General features: G+C 60.4%; 12 protein-coding genes, 3 tRNA genes and 1 pseudogene. 6 read left to right on the forward strand and 10 right to left on the reverse strand.

Features of this window, described 5'->3' with window-relative positions:
- Positions 1-486: pseudogene (locus tag R6U20_RS06620) on the forward strand (hypothetical protein); the annotation flags it as partial.
- 144 nt (positions 487-630) lie between these two features.
- Here the strand turns inward: R6U20_RS06620 and R6U20_RS06625 are convergent.
- Together R6U20_RS06625 and R6U20_RS06630 are read right to left on the reverse strand one after the other, a co-directional pair.
- Positions 631-1,323: a Uma2 family endonuclease gene (locus R6U20_RS06625; RefSeq protein WP_410337074.1), complete on the reverse strand. Its 693-nt coding sequence runs from the start codon at positions 1,321-1,323 to the stop codon at positions 631-633.
- Between the two features lie 236 nt (positions 1,324-1,559).
- Positions 1,560-1,635 (reverse strand) — tRNA-Thr (locus tag R6U20_RS06630).
- Between the two features lie 157 nt (positions 1,636-1,792).
- Between R6U20_RS06630 and R6U20_RS06635 the strand changes: the two genes are divergently transcribed.
- A complete protein-coding gene (locus R6U20_RS06635) occupies positions 1,793-2,536 on the forward strand; it encodes an ATP-binding cassette domain-containing protein (RefSeq protein WP_410337075.1) in 744 nt (247 codons plus the stop codon).
- Positions 2,537-2,581: 45 nt separating this feature from the next.
- Positions 2,582-4,081 (forward strand): glycine betaine ABC transporter substrate-binding protein, encoded by a 1,500-nt coding sequence (locus R6U20_RS06640; protein WP_410337076.1) that lies wholly within the window; start codon positions 2,582-2,584, stop codon positions 4,079-4,081.
- A 14-nt stretch (positions 4,082-4,095) separates the two neighbouring features.
- Here R6U20_RS06640 and R6U20_RS06645 read toward each other — a convergent pair whose 3' ends face one another.
- Positions 4,096-5,193 (reverse strand): endonuclease/exonuclease/phosphatase family protein, encoded by a 1,098-nt coding sequence (locus R6U20_RS06645; protein WP_410337077.1) that lies wholly within the window; start codon positions 5,191-5,193, stop codon positions 4,096-4,098.
- Between the two features lie 48 nt (positions 5,194-5,241).
- On the reverse strand, positions 5,242-6,930 hold the full coding sequence (locus tag R6U20_RS06650) for an AbgT family transporter (RefSeq protein ID WP_410337078.1): 1,689 nt from the start codon (positions 6,928-6,930) through the stop codon (positions 5,242-5,244).
- A 228-nt stretch (positions 6,931-7,158) separates the two neighbouring features.
- Between R6U20_RS06650 and R6U20_RS06655 the strand changes: the two genes are divergently transcribed.
- From R6U20_RS06655 to R6U20_RS06665, 3 genes are all read left to right on the forward strand, one after another.
- The gene (locus R6U20_RS06655; protein WP_410337079.1) at positions 7,159-7,563 is read left to right on the forward strand and encodes a hypothetical protein; all 405 of its coding nucleotides are present in this window, start codon (positions 7,159-7,161) and stop codon (positions 7,561-7,563) included.
- A gap of 187 nt (positions 7,564-7,750) precedes the next feature.
- Positions 7,751-7,823: transfer RNA gene (locus R6U20_RS06660), tRNA-Lys, on the forward strand.
- 89 nt (positions 7,824-7,912) lie between these two features.
- Positions 7,913-7,998 (forward strand) — tRNA-Leu (locus tag R6U20_RS06665).
- A 137-nt stretch (positions 7,999-8,135) separates the two neighbouring features.
- On the opposite strand, the gene R6U20_RS06670 is transcribed toward R6U20_RS06665, so the two are convergent.
- From R6U20_RS06670 to R6U20_RS06695, 6 genes are all read right to left on the reverse strand, one after another.
- Complete coding sequence (locus R6U20_RS06670) at positions 8,136-8,735, reverse strand: Crp/Fnr family transcriptional regulator (RefSeq protein WP_410337080.1); 600 nt, start codon at positions 8,733-8,735, stop codon at positions 8,136-8,138.
- 101 nt (positions 8,736-8,836) lie between these two features.
- A complete protein-coding gene (locus tag R6U20_RS06675; protein WP_410337081.1) occupies positions 8,837-11,338 on the reverse strand; it encodes a BamA/TamA family outer membrane protein in 2,502 nt (833 codons plus the stop codon).
- A gap of 217 nt (positions 11,339-11,555) precedes the next feature.
- On the reverse strand, positions 11,556-12,740 hold the full coding sequence (moeB, locus tag R6U20_RS06680) for a molybdopterin-synthase adenylyltransferase MoeB (protein WP_410337082.1): 1,185 nt from the start codon (positions 12,738-12,740) through the stop codon (positions 11,556-11,558).
- A 202-nt stretch (positions 12,741-12,942) separates the two neighbouring features.
- Positions 12,943-13,236, reverse strand: a complete 294-nt coding sequence (locus tag R6U20_RS06685; RefSeq protein ID WP_410337083.1) for a ubiquitin-like small modifier protein 1 — start codon at positions 13,234-13,236, stop codon at positions 12,943-12,945.
- A 609-nt stretch (positions 13,237-13,845) separates the two neighbouring features.
- Positions 13,846-14,502, reverse strand: coding sequence for an RNA polymerase sigma factor (locus R6U20_RS06690; protein ID WP_217992495.1), 657 nt, complete (start codon positions 14,500-14,502; stop codon positions 13,846-13,848).
- A gap of 166 nt (positions 14,503-14,668) precedes the next feature.
- Complete coding sequence (locus R6U20_RS06695) at positions 14,669-14,863, reverse strand: hypothetical protein (protein ID WP_410337084.1); 195 nt, start codon at positions 14,861-14,863, stop codon at positions 14,669-14,671.
- Positions 14,864-14,878: the final 15 nt, after the last annotated feature.

The following is a 14,878-nucleotide window of genomic DNA, read 5'->3' on the forward strand; positions in this document are numbered from 1 at the left end:
CTGAGCTACTCTACCTCGGTCTTCGAGCGCGTGGGCAGACATCAAGCGCACGCCCACTTGCTAAGCGGCGACGATGATCTGTTCGTGCAGGCGGCGCGTAACGTCGGGGTGCCGTGCCAGCCGGTTTGGCATGCCGGGGCACACGTGCCAACGAACCCGCCAAACTCGTGGCACCGCTGGCTGCGGGGGCAGCGCCGCCATACGTCAGCGGGACGTGCCTACGCGACGCGGCCCGCCCTACATCTTACCGCATACTACGGTTCAGCATTGCTCGTCTGGGGCGCGCCGCTCCTGATTGGAACCACAGGCGCGGGGCTACTGGCCCTTCGACTGCTAGGTGTGCTTCATCTGCTCGAACGCGGACAGGCCGCACTTGGCGTGAAAGCCCCAATGCTGCTCGCTCCGCTGTGGGATGCTGCGCATACCGTGCTGCGTATCGGCACGGCGGCTGTTGGACTCGTTGCGCCGCCTGCGAAGTGGACATAATGGCGGGGGCTCCAAAGATCGGGCGTTGCCCAGAAAGCGCCGCAGGAACGTCTTGTTTACCTGTCCAACGGGGGACCATTGGACGCGGAAGGGGTTGGGCGACGTGACGGCCTCATCTCATGTGTTCCGGTGCGAATAGACGCGCTACGCATCCGACCGGGCCTCCTCCAACTGCGACACGAAATCGCGGTGGGCTGCGCCGCCGAGCGCCTCATTCAGCCGGGTCAGCACCGCCGCCGGATCGTCACTCAGGAGCGCCTTCCCATCCAGCACCAGCCCCGGAAATACCGCGCTGTGCAGGCAGCCGTCCTCGTCGAGCGGTTGCGCCGTGTACGCGCCGCTGTCCAGCTGAAACCAGTCGAGGCGGGCTTCCGCGATCTGCCACACCACGTACTCCTGCACGCCGTTGCGCCGGTACGCGCGCTTCTTGTCGTGCAGGTCGTACGCCGCGCTGCTGTGCGCCACCTCCACGACCAGCTCCGGCGCGCCCTCAATGTAATCATCATCGTTGATGCGCGACTGCCCCCCGCAGGTCTCGTCAATGCGCAAGAGGGCATCGGGCTGTGGCTCGTTATCCAGGTCGAGCTGCACGGTGGCATTGTCGTACGACAGCACGCCCGGCGTGTGGGCATCGTACGTCATGAGCCACCCGGCAATGATGTTTTGCGGACGAGCGTGCGCGTTGGCGTGGACAGGAGAGGGCATATAGACTTTTCCTTCGATCAGTTCAGCTTTTTTGATGCCGGGCATCGCCTGGTAACGCTGCTCAAACTCATGACGGGTAAGCCGGTCGCCGTTCTTTAGACGGGGTAGCGTTGATACAGAAGGCGTAGCCATAGCAGCAAAATCAGCTTATGAAGCAGACGCGGCAAACAGCACAGACGCTGTGCAGCGATCATAACATTGAGCAGAAGTGTGTTGTGTAGAAACAATGCAGAGATGGGCAAGATCCGGAAAGAGCACAGGGAAGGCCGGAGCGCCTCGTCTCCAAAAAAACAAGGGCACAACAAAAAAGCCCCACCGTCCACGCAGGAGGGGGACCTGCGCCGGATAGCGGGGCTAAAACGTGCACATGGAGCCAACGACCGGACTCGAACCGGTGACCTGTCCCTTACGAGGGGACTGCTCTACCAACTGAGCTACGTTGGCGTTTTTCTTTTCAAGCACAGGATGCACGCGACGCATCCTGCAATGATCCGAACGCGACACAGCAGGATGCATAGTTTCATCGTGGATTGACGGACTGGCACATCAGCACGGGGCATGCGTACGCGGTCATCCACTCTTTCTGCATGGGCTTCTTGCTATGGTTACCCTCACCGATGTCACCAAAACCTTCGGAGCCGAACGCGCTGCCGACACCGTGTCGCTGCATGTGCCCGAAGGCCAGACCACTGTGCTCATTGGGCCCAGCGGATGCGGGAAATCCACGCTGCTGCGTCTTATTATCGGGCTGATTCGTCCAGACAGGGGCACCATCCGCGTAGACGGTACCACGCTCTCGGCAGCGAACCTGCGTACGCTTCGCCATCGCATGGGCTACGTGATTCAAGAGGGCGGGCTCTTTCCGCATCGCACGGCGCGTGGCAATGTGACGCTACTCGCTGAGCACCTGGGGTGGAGCGCCACGCGCATTCGCGAACGTATCGACGCACTGCTTGAACTGGTGCAACTCCCCGCCGACCGCCTCGATGTGCCTCCGCCACAGCTTTCGGGCGGACAGCGCCAGCGCGTGAGCCTGATGCGCGCCCTTATGCTCGATCCGCCGCTGCTTCTCTTCGACGAACCGCTTGGCGCACTCGATCCGCTCATTCGGGCCGATCTGCAAAGCGACCTGCGACGCATCTTTCGCACCCTGGGCAAAACCGTGGTGCTCGTTACGCACGACCTGCACGAGGCCGCCTACTTTGGCGACCAGATCGTGCTTTTGCGCAGCGGACAGGTCGCGCAGCAGGGGCCCTTCCGCGAACTGCGCGATGCCCCCGCCTCCGACTTCGTTCGCGAGTTTGTGCAGGCGCAACAGTCGCTGGCAACGGCGCTTGACGACTGAGCGCATTGCTTCGCTTCCTCCACGTTTCTTCGGTATCGCAGTCTCATGCGCATTCAATTTGTTTGCTGGCTCCTGCTCATTGGCATAGGCGCAGTCCCATCCACCGCAGTTGCCCAAGATTCAACGCTAACTGTTGGATCCAAAATGTTTACCGAAAACGTGATTCTGGGCTGGGCCGCTGCCTATACGCTCCAAGATGCCGGGTTCGACACGCGCCATCGCGAACAACTCGGCGGCTCCCGGTTCTTGTGGGATGCACTGGTGCGGGGCGATATCGATGTGTATCCCGAGTACACCGGCACGCTCATCGAGGAAATTCTCGCAGACACCGAGGTCACCTCTGCCAACCTGCGCGACGTGCTGGCTGAGCGCGGCGTGCGCATGACAGCCCCACTCGGATTCAACAACACCTATGCGTTAGGAATGCGGGAGGCTCACGCCAAAGAACTGGGGATTGAGACGATTTCGGATCTGCGCGATCACCCGGACTTGCGGGCCGGTTTCTCAAACGAGTTCATGGAACGCAGCGACGGCTGGCCCTCGCTTCGCCAGGCCTACAACCTCCCCTTTACGGCACAGGGACTCGACCATGACATTGCCTACCGTGCACTGGAGAACGAAGCCATCGACGTGATCGATCTCTACTCGACCGATGCCGAAATCCAGCGCTACAATCTGCGCGTGCTGAAAGACGACCGCACCCACTTCCCCGAGTATGAGGCGGTGCTGGTCTACCGTGCCGACTTGGAGACGGAAGCGCCCGCTGCTGCCGCTGCGCTGTCTCGTGTTGAAGATCGTATTCCCGCCGACACCATGCGCGCCCTCAACGCCCGGTCTGCTATCGAGGAAGCGCCTGAACGCGAGGTGGCCGCCGCGTTTGTTCAGCGCGCGCTGAACATCGTTCCGGTGGATACCGAAGCCGCGTCGCGCATGGAGCGCGTGCAGACGCGAACCGCTGAGCATCTGGCGCTGGTGGGTGTGTCACTGCTGCTTGCCATTGGTTTCAGCATTCCGCTGGGCATCATCGCCGCCAAGGTGCGCTGGGTGGGCCCCGCGGTGCTCATTGCCGTCGGCGTTACCTACACCGTGCCCTCGCTGGCCCTGCTGGCGCTGATGGTGCCGCCGCTGGGCGTGGGCTACGTACCGGCGGTCACCGCGCTGGTGGTGTACAGCCTGTTGCCCATTGTGTGGAATACGTACACCGGCTTGCGCGACATTCCGCCGCCACTCATGGAATCGGCCACGGCGCTGGGGCTGTCGCGGTGGGCCAAGCTGCGGCGTGTAGAACTGCCCCTGGCGGCGGGGTCGATCCTGGCAGGCATCAAGATCGCCGTGGTGATTAACGTAGGCACCGCTACGCTGGGTGCGCTCATTGGCGCAGGGGGGTACGGACAGCCGATTTTGACCGGCATCCGCCGCGCCGACCTGGGGCTGATTCTGGAAGGCACCGTGCCTGCTGCCCTGCTGACGGTCGTGCTGCTGGCCCTGGCCGAAGGAGCCGAGCGTGCACTGGGGTGGGCCCCCACAGCATCGGACGGAGCGTAGGCGCGAAGGCATTCCTACGCATCCTCCCGAAATCGCAGGGTAACAACCAGCGGAAAGTGGTCGGAGATGGTGGTGGCGTCCACGTGCATGGAGAGCGCCTCCCAGTGCGTGCTGGTGAGCACGTGGTCGATGCGAGCCAGCGGCATCCGTGTGTGCCACGTAAAGCGCCAGTTCCCCCCCAGGTGAGCGGGAGCATCGCGCAGGGCTCCGCGCACATGGCGGTACTCCCAATTAAAGGGGGAGGCGTTAAGGTCGCCGATAAGCAGTGTGGGCTTGGTTTCGCGTTCGAGGCGGCGGCGCAGCTCGCGCACCTCTTTCACGCGGCGCAGCACATCGCGGCGGTACACCGCTACAAGCTCGCGCAGGGCATCGCGGTAGCGCCCGGTTTCGAATAGCTCCAGCGCATAGCCGCGCTCGAAGGAACGCAGGTGCACGTTGTACACGACGATGTCGCGTCCACGCCACGAGAGTTCGGCGCGGGTGATATGGCGGTCGGTGTCTTGCTGCGCCTCCAACACAATAGGCTCTTGCTGCACCGGCCCTTGCAGGCGGCTGAAGAGCGGAACGCGCGTGTCGAATCGGGGAGCAAACCCGGCATCGGGCTTGGCCTGATAGCCCACAGTAGCCAGCGTATCGAGTTCGTTGATAAGGGCCACCCCTCCGCGTCGCTGAAACACACGGATGCTCTGCATCGCAATAAGATCAGGGGTATAAGTGGATGCGAGATCGCCGAGTGTGTTACGCAGGACCGGAGCATGTTCGGGACTGCGTTCCTGCGGTGTGTAGTTGAAGCTCATTACCGTGAGCGTATCGGCGCTGGAGGCGGCTTCGGCATCCGCCTGCATGTGGGTGGGCCAACCGGCGCGGCTTATGAACAGCACGACAATGACAGCGTGAACCGCCACCCAGCGGCCGTAGCGCAGCAAGGCATGCAGCAAAAGGAGCACGGCTGATGCCCCGGCCAAAAATGGGAGAAGCGAGGCCGGCAGCCCCGTCCACCAAAACCACGCTGGCGGCAGGTAGGCACTTGCAAACCCGATGCTGAACAGCGCCAGCACCAGCATGCTGGCCAGCGTCACAAATCCTCCGATCACAGTGCGGCCTACCGCCATGAAACTACGTAGTTGGTCCGTGCAAAGAGGCCCGGTGCCCCTACTCCATTAGGGCGTGTAGAACGTCGGCGCCTCAGGACCTACAGGCAAGCCGAATCCAAACACCCATAGATAGAACAGCACCATCCACCCGGCCAGGAACGCGAGGCTGTACGGCAACATCGCCGAGATGACGGTGCCAATACCGATGTTCTTCTCATAGCGTTCGGCGAAAGCGAGGATGAGTCCGAAGTAGCTCATCATGGGCGTAATGATGTTCGTAACCGAGTCGCCAATACGGTAGGCCGCCTGGATGACCTCGGGGCTGTAGCCGGTCAGCATCAGCATAGGTACGAAGATAGGTGCGGTGACGGCCCACTGTGCCGAGGCCGAGCCCAACATTAGGTTCACAAAGCCAGATACGAAGATGAACCCGACAAAGACAAGCGGTCCGGTGAGCCCGATGTCTTCAAGGAACTGCGCACCGGTGACCGCCACGATCTGCCCCAGGTTGGTCCACCCAAAGAACGCGACAAACTGTGCAGCAAAGAACACGATCACGATGTAGAGTCCCAGTGTGCTCATGGCCTCGGCCATCCCGTCGACCACGTCGCGGTCGCTGGTCATGGAGCCGGTGGCGTATCCGAACACAAAGCCCGGAATCACAAAGGCAATGAAGATGATGGCGACGATGCCGTTCAGAAACGGCGAGTTGAGCACCTCACCGGTATCGGGGTTACGCAGCACGCCCCACTCCGGCACAATGGTGAGCGCCAGCACAGCAGTCATGGCAAGTGCGGCAATGCCCGTCCACTTCAGGCCGCGCTTTTCGTTGTCCGAGAGCGGCTCGAGCTGGGCGTCGTCGCTCAAATCTTCAGACGCCATCGTGGGGTCGTACTCGCCCAGCCACGGCTCCACAATGCTGAGCGTAACCCAGGTGCCGAGTCCGGTAATGAGGAAAGTGCTGGCAATCATGAAGTAGTAGTTCACTGCCGCATGCACGGTGTACTCGGGATCGATAAGCTGGGCGGCCTCTTGCGTGAGCCCCGCGAGAAGCGGATCGATCGTGCCCAGGAGCAGGTTGGCGCTGTATCCCCCCGACACGCCCGCAAACGCAGCGGCAAGGCCCGCCAGCGGGTGGCGCTCCATAGACAGGAAGACGATGGCGCCGAGCGGCACGAGCACCACGTAGCCCAGTTCTGAGGCGGTGTTCGAGATAACGCCCGTGAACACGACCGACAGCGTAACGAGGCGGCGCGGCTCCAGAATGAACGCGATGATGCCGTCGCCCTTCGGACGCACCGACGCGGCCGTTAGCACTATGCCGCGCACGCAGGCTTTGATGAGCCCGGAGTGCTGGGCCACGCCTACGCCCAGGAGCGCTACGAGCACGGTGCCCAGCGGCGCAAATGAGGTGAAGTTCTCCACCAGGTTCTCCACAATGCGGCGCAAGCCCTCGCCATTCATCAGGCTAATAGCTTCGATGGTGCGATCTACACCAGGACGCGGATCTTCGACCGCCACGCCCAGCCACTCAGCAATCCCGCTAATCACGACAATGCTTAGCGCAAACAGCGCAAACAGCGTCACCGGATGCGGCAAGATATTGCCCAGCCGCTCGACGCCGTTCAGGAAATACTCAAACCACTTGTTCGTTGACGGTTCGCCGGGCGATGTGCCGTTCGTGTTTGGGGAGGCCGAAGTGTCGGTGCTCGACGAAGCCGTTGATTCGTTGGATTCGGAGGGCGGGGTGGCCATAGCAGAGAGAACCTAACCAAAGAGTACGACGTGAAGCAGGCAGACAACCTGTTCGTTACACAATTTCGTTACACGAGACCCATACACGCAAGAAGCGCGCGTATGATCGCACAACAGATTACAGACGATGCGAAGCCGGAACGCTCGTACTGTAGGTTTGCGTTGCACGCGTGGCTGCACGCCTGTCGCATCCCTCTGATACCGTACCTGATGCCGTAACCTGCCGCCATGCTTCCGCCCCACACCGCATTTACATCACTGGTTGCTGAACGGGTACGGTGGGAGGCGTGGGAGGAGCTGATTGCAGAGCGTGGCCTCACCATTGACCGCCCGGCCCACAGTGCGCATCCCGACTATCCCACCGTGGTCTACCCGCTCGATTACGGGTACATTCCGGGCACCATGGGCGGCGATGGCGAAGCAATGGACTGCTTTCGCGGCACAGGCACGACCGGACTCGTGGCACTGCTCCTTACAACCGATCATCGCACGGGCGTACGACAAGGGAAGTGGCTGTACAACTGCACGCCGCCTGAAATCTACACAGCGCATGGCTTCATCAACTACGCGCCCCAGCTCCTTGAAGGACGTTTGGTGATGCGCCGGCCGATGCACACACTGTGGGATGCGTAACGGAGCATGCCCCTTGTACGTGCTCCTTGTACGTGCTCAACAGGCATCCCTGCACACAGAGGTCACAAACGATTCAAGGAATCTCGGCGGATGGATGGGCACATCTTCTTGCAACGAATCATTGTAGGTGCTACGTTGTCTGATCGTAATAGGCAACGCGCATGGCCCCTGTGCTGTGCACACCGCCGACCCCGTAGCTCAGTTGGTAGAGCAACGGACTTTTAATCCGTGGGTCGCAGGTTCGAGACCTGCCGGGGTCACACCATTTTGGATTACGGATTTTGGATTACGGATTTTGGGTTTGAGGAACAGAATCGACAATCCAAAATCTAAAACTCCAAATTAGAATGCCCGAGTGGCGGAATTGGTAGACGCGCATGGTTGAGGGCCATGTGGCCGTTTTAGGCCGTGGAGGTTCGAGTCCTCTCTCGGGCACATATCGACACGAAGAGCGCCTTGGAGCTTTGCCTTCAAGGCGCTCTTTTTGTTGCTCCTGTTTACACCAACTCCGGTTGCAGCGTTTCGGCATCGCTCCTCTGCAGCGCACCGGATGTACTTCGTAGGTCGGGGCCCTACGAATCGCCGGAGGCTGCACGATCGAGTGCCTGGGCCGACGCATCAGCATAGCACTGTAAGGCCACCTTACGGCCGTCGCGCTCGCCGATCACGTCCACAAGAGACGCATATTGCTGCGCCATGAAGCGAAGCAGCGCCTGCTGGATGTCGAGTGCAGCTTTGGGATGACGCTGCGAGAGGCTGCTCAGATCGGGCCGAAAGAACCCGGCGACCTCTACAGCAGTGACGGCCTCAGCGGTTTCCATACGTCGGAAGTCACCCATCAGCGAGAGCGCGCCGAAAAGCGTGTTGGGACCGGCCATGCGCATCTCGAAGCGCTCGTCTTTCCAGTTGGCACACAGGCGCACCTGGCCTTTCTCGACCACGTAGAGCCCCAGGCCGGGGTCGTGCTCGTAGTAGATTACCTCGCCGGGCTGGTAGGTGCGTGGGTGCATGGCTTCAGCCATCACGCGGTGCGTGCGTGCAGCACAGGTTTCGAAGACAGGTACCTCGGTTAGCACATCCTGAATACGCTCGACCTCCGTATCGGGCTTCGACGCCGAAAGCTGGCGATAGAGCCGCTTGGAAACGCGTTGCACCGTGCGAATGATGGACATGACGGGGAGAAGTCAGCAGAGGGGAGCGGACGAAGATGATGCGTGGAACGCAACGCATGGGCATCTCCCTGAACAACTACACCGAGCAACTACAGGGGATGCTAAAATGAGTGGCCGATGCCAAAGTGGAGCCGGGGATCGCGGAAACCATTGCGAAACACGTCATTGTTTAGTGGCGAGGGGTCATGCATCCGGTACGCCAAGTCCAACCGCACGATAAAGAACTCCCACGCAATGCGCAAGCCAAGCCCGGCCCCTACCCCCAGTTCGCGGGGTGCGGTAGCCACCTGAAAGCGTCCGCTGGCGCGCTCGGGCTGGCCATCAGCGGCGGCGGTGGCCAGCCCCGGATTACGGGGGCCGAACCAGACGTTTCCTGCGTCGGCAAAGCCAGTAAGGAGCCAGTTAGCAGCCAGTAGCCCGCGAATGACGCGCGTACGCAGTTCTACGTTGGCCTCCAGCTTAATGTCGCCCCCTAAGATGTTGGCGACATCGCCGTTGGCACTGGGTTGCATGTCGGCCCCCGGAGCCAGCAGCGTGGTACTTCCGGGGCCGAGTTCGCGCAGGCCCCATCCGCGCACGCTGGTGCCACCGCCGCTAAAGTAGCGCCGGTCGAACGGCACCACATTGGGAATGCCAAACGGATGCGCCATGCCACCAAACGCTCGCAGGGCCAGTGTAGAGCGTCCCCCACCCAGCCGCAGATAGCGACGTAGATCAACCTGGCCCCGCAGGTATGGGCGATACAGCAACGATTGGCCTCCAAAACCAGGCACTGTGCTGGTCAACGACCCAGGCGAGAACGCAAACCAGTCGAGCGCCAGCGGAATGACATTGCCAACTTCAAACGAGCCTTCGTACACGTGGCCGCGCTCGCGACGTAAGGGGTTTGCGGTAATCGACTGAAGCGTGTAGCGGAGCGCGCTGTTAAACTGCGGTTCGGTGTAGTCTTCGACAATCTGGCGCCGCTGCACTGGATCGGTAATGCCAGTGCCATCGCCTGGTCCCAGCACACGGTCCAAGAACCGCTCGCTGAACTGGTCAAGCGTGTCGGGATTGCTAATCGTAAGATCGACCACATCGATCAAGGAGCGGAGCGATTCGGTATGGTCGAGCTCCAGCCGAAGCTGCGCCCCCAGCCGCGCTCGGATGCGCAAGCGCAGATCGTCGCGCCGCGCGGTAAGTCCGCTAAGCGAAAGGCGCGTACGGGCTTCGATGGGACTGAACCAGTCGTCGAGGCCGCCAAACGGATACACCAGGTAGGGCAGCGTAAGCGAAGGTTCTGCTTCCAGCTGCACGGACGTAAGCGAGTCCAGGTTGGTAGCCACTGAGGCTGCGGTGCGCATCTGAAACCGCTCGCCGCCGCCCAGCACGTTGGTGTTTTCGTAGGTCAGGCCCACCCCCAGCCCCAGTTCGCTTTCTACATCGCTTACCACCTCGCGCTGCAGCGCAAACGTTTCGGCACGTAGCTGATGGCGTTCGCGCGTGCGGGCTTCCACACGAATGGGCAGAAACACGTCTTCGCCCTCCGAATGGCGGAGCGTATCGCTTAACTGCGGACTAAGGTTCGTAAAGGTGAATGCGCCGGTGCCTTCCAGGCGACGCTTTGTTGCCAGCAGTTGCTCCTGGCTGTAGTAGTCACCGGGAGTAAACTGCAATGCGCGCTCCAGGAGTGCCGGGCTCAGGCGGCGCTCTGAGCGAATCGTGGCAGATACGGTAGGCGTCCAGCCCGCACTACTGTCTACCGCAACATCCAGCATTGCTGTGCGCGTATTGCCTTCAGCGAGCGGGCCTTCGACCTCGAAATTAACGTCGCCAAAGCGGTACCGGGGCCCCGGTCGCACACGCATCTGCACATCGAACGAGTCGGGTTGCGGAGTGAAGACCAGCGCACGGATCGAATCGCGCGATACAGCCGCATATCCGCCATTGCGAAGCGCGCGGAGGATGCGCTGACGCTCTTCGAGGAGCCGTGGCGTTTCGTAGCGCTCACCTGCAAGATCGATCTTGAACCGGTTATCATCGGATGGCGTGGCCTCGTCAAAGACTGATACATTCACGATCTCCTCCTGTACCGATTCAGGCAGGCCGCGTAGTCCCACGTATTCGAGCGAGCGTAGATATGTAGGCGGCCCTTCGTCGATGCGAAAATGGACCGTTGCGCGGTGGTCTTCCGGGTCTTCCTCAACATCGACAGTGATGTCGGCGTCGCGAAAGCCCTGCTGCTCGTAGAATACGCGCAGGCGCTCTACGTCGTTATCGATGACGGCAGGATCAAGGTACGCGGGAGCCTCGCCACTTGCTCGGAACGCATCCCCCACGCGTCCACCTATCGTATCCCCAAACTGATAGACCCAGCGCCACCACGTGAATCCGGGAATACTCAGAACCCGGCGGTTTGCCTGCGTCTGGATACGCTGGCGCAGCCGAGACGTGCTGATGGCGTCGTTCCCCGTGATGCGCACACGCCGGATGAGGGGCTGGTCGTCCAAATCGCTGGTGGTGAGCGACGGGCGCTCCTGGGCCGTAGCAACGGGCGGCACGGCTCCAAGCCCCAGCACGACCAGTGCAATCCCATAAGACAGCAGACGAAGAAGGAGCTTCACAAAAACAGGGACAGGTCCGGCAAACAAACGCACAACGCGACATCCTGTACATGCAGGACGCCGCGTTGTGTTGCCACACGCAAACGAAAGTGTGCGAACCCGTTTTGATTTCTTACTTTGGGCTCCACAGGCACTCCCCACAGTCAAGGCGCTGCGAGCGGTGCCTCGCGAGGGTCGGGGGCAGCTGTTCGGGGCTTCCAGAACTTGAGATCGTTCTTTAATACGTCGGCACGCTGTTATCAATCTTGTCGCTCCACGCCAGGATGCCGCCCTTTAGGTTCGAGGCGTCGTAACCCTGCTGGCGCAAGAATTTCGTAGCACGTTCCGACCGGGCCCCCGAGCGGCAGTGCACCACAACAGGTTCATCGGTCTCGACCTGGAGTTCACTCAGGCGGTTGGGCAGTTCGTCAACGGGGATGAGCTGGTCGGCATCCATCGAGGCGATGTCGGCTTCGTGCGGCTTGCGTACGTCGAGCACGAAGGGAGCGGTGCCACTATCGCGAGCAGCTTTCAGCTCTTGAACGGTGGTTTCGGGAACAGCCATGTCATCATCGGTTGATTCGTCAGCATTCGGAATGCCGCAAAACGCCTCGTAGTCAATCAGTTCCGTCTGCGTTGCGTTGTCACTACAAATTACGCAATCCGGATTTTTGCGGACGCTCAGCGTACGGAAGTTCATGCTCAGCGCATCGATCATGAGCAGTCGCCCAATCAGCGGCTCGCCGATGCCGGTAATCAGCTTGATGACCTCGGTGGCTTGCAGCGTGCCCACGAGTCCGGGCAGCACGCCCAGCACGCCGCCCTCGGCACACGAGGGTACGAGTCCCGGAGGCGGCGGCTCTTCGTACAGGCAGCGGTAGCAGGGGCCATCTTCGGTGGCAAAGACCGACACCTGCCCCTCAAACCGGAAGATGGAGGCGTACACGTTCGGTGTGCCGGTAAGCACGCACGCGTCGTTGACCAGGTAGCGTGTGGGAAAGTTGTCGGTGCCGTCGGCGACCACATCGTACTGCTCCACGATGTTGAGCGCATTCTCGCTGCTCAGGCGCACCTCGTGGCGGGTCATATCCACATGCGGATTCAGGTCGCTAAGGCGCTCTTCGGCTGCATCGAGCTTGGGCCGGCCCACATCGCTGGTGCCGTACAGAATCTGGCGTTGCAGGTTGGAAGCCTCCACATGGTCAAAATCGACCAGTCCAATGTGCCCCACACCCGCTGCCGCCAGATACATGGCGGCGGGTGACCCCAGTCCGCCCGCGCCCACGAGCAAGACCGAGGCCTGCTTGAGCTTCTCCTGGCCCGTGCGGCCAAACTCAGGCAGCGTAAGGTGCCGGTTGTACCGGCGCAACTCTTCGGTTGAAAGCGAAGCCGCCTGTTCGTTCTGTTCGTTGGTCACTTGCATAGCAAATCGCAACTATTTCGAGAAGGGACACGGTGCTCTGTGTCCATACAAAAAAGGGTAGCGGGTAGACGTTAAGTGACGGCTTTTCCGATAAAAAAGCCTCCCCTGGGGCGAACGACACCGAAAGCATTCGGCACAAGTTACCCCGTTCGCTCTCGCCAGCCCTACCGGAGACGTCCGCGGTGGCAAGGCATCCAGCTTCTTAACGAGCACATCCGCCAGCTATGGAGGGCACAATTGAGACCTCGGCCCCCTCGTTGAGGGCGGTGTCGGGCCCGTCGAGATAGCGAATGTCGTCGTCATCCACATAGATGTTCACGAACTGACGCAACTCGCCTGCGTCGGTGTACAGGTTGCTCTTCAACTCCGGGTAGCGCTCCACCAGGTTCTGTAGCGCCACGCCTACGGTAGTGCCTGTAGCACGGGCCGTCGCTTGATCGTCGGTCGCGCTGCGAAGCGGCGTCGGAATGTGAAACGTGACGGTGGGTGTACTCATAGCGGGTCGTGGTCAATGCAAAGTATTCAGCAGTGCAAGGCTATTTATCAGCCCGTCCTTTGGTTCTCACAACTCCAGGTGTATAAATAATGTTACCAGCAGTCCGCCCGATGGCGGGGTTGAGGGTAACCATCAGGCCAAGAAGGGGCTTTATAGAAGCCTATCTCCTTCGGCATTGATACAGAAATGGATGGGTAATACCAACTCCGTATGATTCGTTGGTGTGTGGAGGAATGGACGTGTGAAGGGGGAATGAGAAAAGCGTCCATCTGTCTATCCCCACACGAGGCCGAAGACCGACTGACGACCTACATCCGGTGCTTTGTAGAGGAGCGATACCGCAATACTGCAACCGGATTTGGAGGCGTGCTTTGACCTAACTCTAACTAACCGCTGCTGGTAGGACAACCTCCTTATCGCAGTTGTTTTGCTCTCATTGGGAGATCTCCTTCAGAATGGCAAAGGGTGGAGAAGCGGTGCTATCGCAGACAACTCAGCCCCTCAACAAGAAAAACGCCCCACCGAGAGCACATCTCGATGGGGCGCGGTCTGTATATTTGGGGTGGCAACGCCTGTGGCATCCCCCTGAACCCATATGTCGTGCGGGAATCAGCTTTCGCCTTCGAAGGGGTAGACGTCTTTCAGGAGCGCCTGCAGCTTGGTTCGTCCGCGATTGATGCGGCTTTTGACCGTGCCCATAGGCAGGCCAGTGATCTCCGCAATCTCGTCGTAGGCGAGCTGCTGGATGTCGCGCAGCACCACCACTTCGCGGAAGGCGGGCGGAATCTCGTTCATCGCCTCCTGAATGTAGTGGTCCTGAATCGTGCTCTCCGCGTGCTTGTCGGGCGAGAACGACTCATCCGGGATTTCCATCTCGTACTCTTCGTTGTCCCGGTTCACCGACTGGATGGACTGCATCCGGCGGCGTTTGCGCTTGCGGTATTCGGAACGAGCCAGGTTCCCGGCAATGGTGTAGAGCCATGTCGAGAACTTCGCAATGCGCCGGTAGGAGTGGCGGTTGCGATGCACCCGCAGAAACGTCTCCTGCAACAGGTCTTCGCAGCGCTTCATATCGCCCAGAAAGCGATAGAGGTACTGCATGAGCCGGTCGGAGTACCGCTCCACAAGAATATTGAATGCCTCCACGGTACCGGCCTGAAACTGCGACATGAGGTCTTCATCGCTCATGTCTTGGAGCGCATCATACCGATTGAAGGACTTGGTGTCCTTCTTCGTTTTGGTTACGACTTCTTTGTCCTTCGCCATATATCTGCTATCGTTGCTACGTAAACGCCAATGGGTAGCGGGGCGTGTCTGTCCGTACTTCTATATACGGGCCAAGCTAAACCAAACGCAAATGCAAGTTGTCACGAATACGGCACGCCCTGCCTTGTTCCTCCACACCTGCTTTGTGGACTATCATTGCAGCAAATTACAGTCCAACATGCGGAAATGGGAGCAGTTTGCCGTAAAGAGACGTGAAATTGCCGTTTTTTGCGCCATCCTGTCGGTAGAGCGTCGCATCGGCAGGGGCCTGCTGGGCGCTCGGATTGCGCTGGTGGCGTTTTTCCGAGGTGTTACCTACGTTGTCTTCCAGGTTTTCGCCCCGATCTGTTGTCTTTCGCATACGCTCACCCATACG

Source organism: Longimonas sp. (assembly GCF_046498435.1).
In the GTDB taxonomy this organism is placed as follows: Bacteria; Bacteroidota; Rhodothermia; order Rhodothermales; family Salinibacteraceae; genus Longimonas.

Bases quoted from the DNA above. Each gene is read 5' to 3' on its own strand.
- R6U20_RS06670 (WP_410337080.1), bottom strand. From the start codon at position 8,735: ATGTCCATCATTCGCACGGTGCAACGCGTTTCCAAGCGGCTCTATCGC.
- R6U20_RS06695 (WP_410337084.1), bottom strand. From the start codon at position 14,863: ATGCGAAAGACAACAGATCGGGGCGAAAACCTGGAAGACAACGTAGGT.
- R6U20_RS06690 (WP_217992495.1), bottom strand. From the start codon at position 14,502: ATGGCGAAGGACAAAGAAGTCGTAACCAAAACGAAGAAGGACACCAAG.
- R6U20_RS06655 (WP_410337079.1), top strand. From the start codon at position 7,159: ATGCTTCCGCCCCACACCGCATTTACATCACTGGTTGCTGAACGGGTA.
- R6U20_RS06650 (WP_410337078.1), bottom strand. From the start codon at position 6,930: ATGGCCACCCCGCCCTCCGAATCCAACGAATCAACGGCTTCGTCGAGC.
- moeB (WP_410337082.1), bottom strand. From the start codon at position 12,740: ATGCAAGTGACCAACGAACAGAACGAACAGGCGGCTTCGCTTTCAACC.
- R6U20_RS06635 (WP_410337075.1), top strand. From the start codon at position 1,793: ATGGTTACCCTCACCGATGTCACCAAAACCTTCGGAGCCGAACGCGCT.
- R6U20_RS06625 (WP_410337074.1), bottom strand. From the start codon at position 1,323: ATGGCTACGCCTTCTGTATCAACGCTACCCCGTCTAAAGAACGGCGAC.
- R6U20_RS06640 (WP_410337076.1), top strand. From the start codon at position 2,582: ATGCGCATTCAATTTGTTTGCTGGCTCCTGCTCATTGGCATAGGCGCA.
- R6U20_RS06645 (WP_410337077.1), bottom strand. From the start codon at position 5,193: ATGGCGGTAGGCCGCACTGTGATCGGAGGATTTGTGACGCTGGCCAGC.
- R6U20_RS06685 (WP_410337083.1), bottom strand. From the start codon at position 13,236: ATGAGTACACCCACCGTCACGTTTCACATTCCGACGCCGCTTCGCAGC.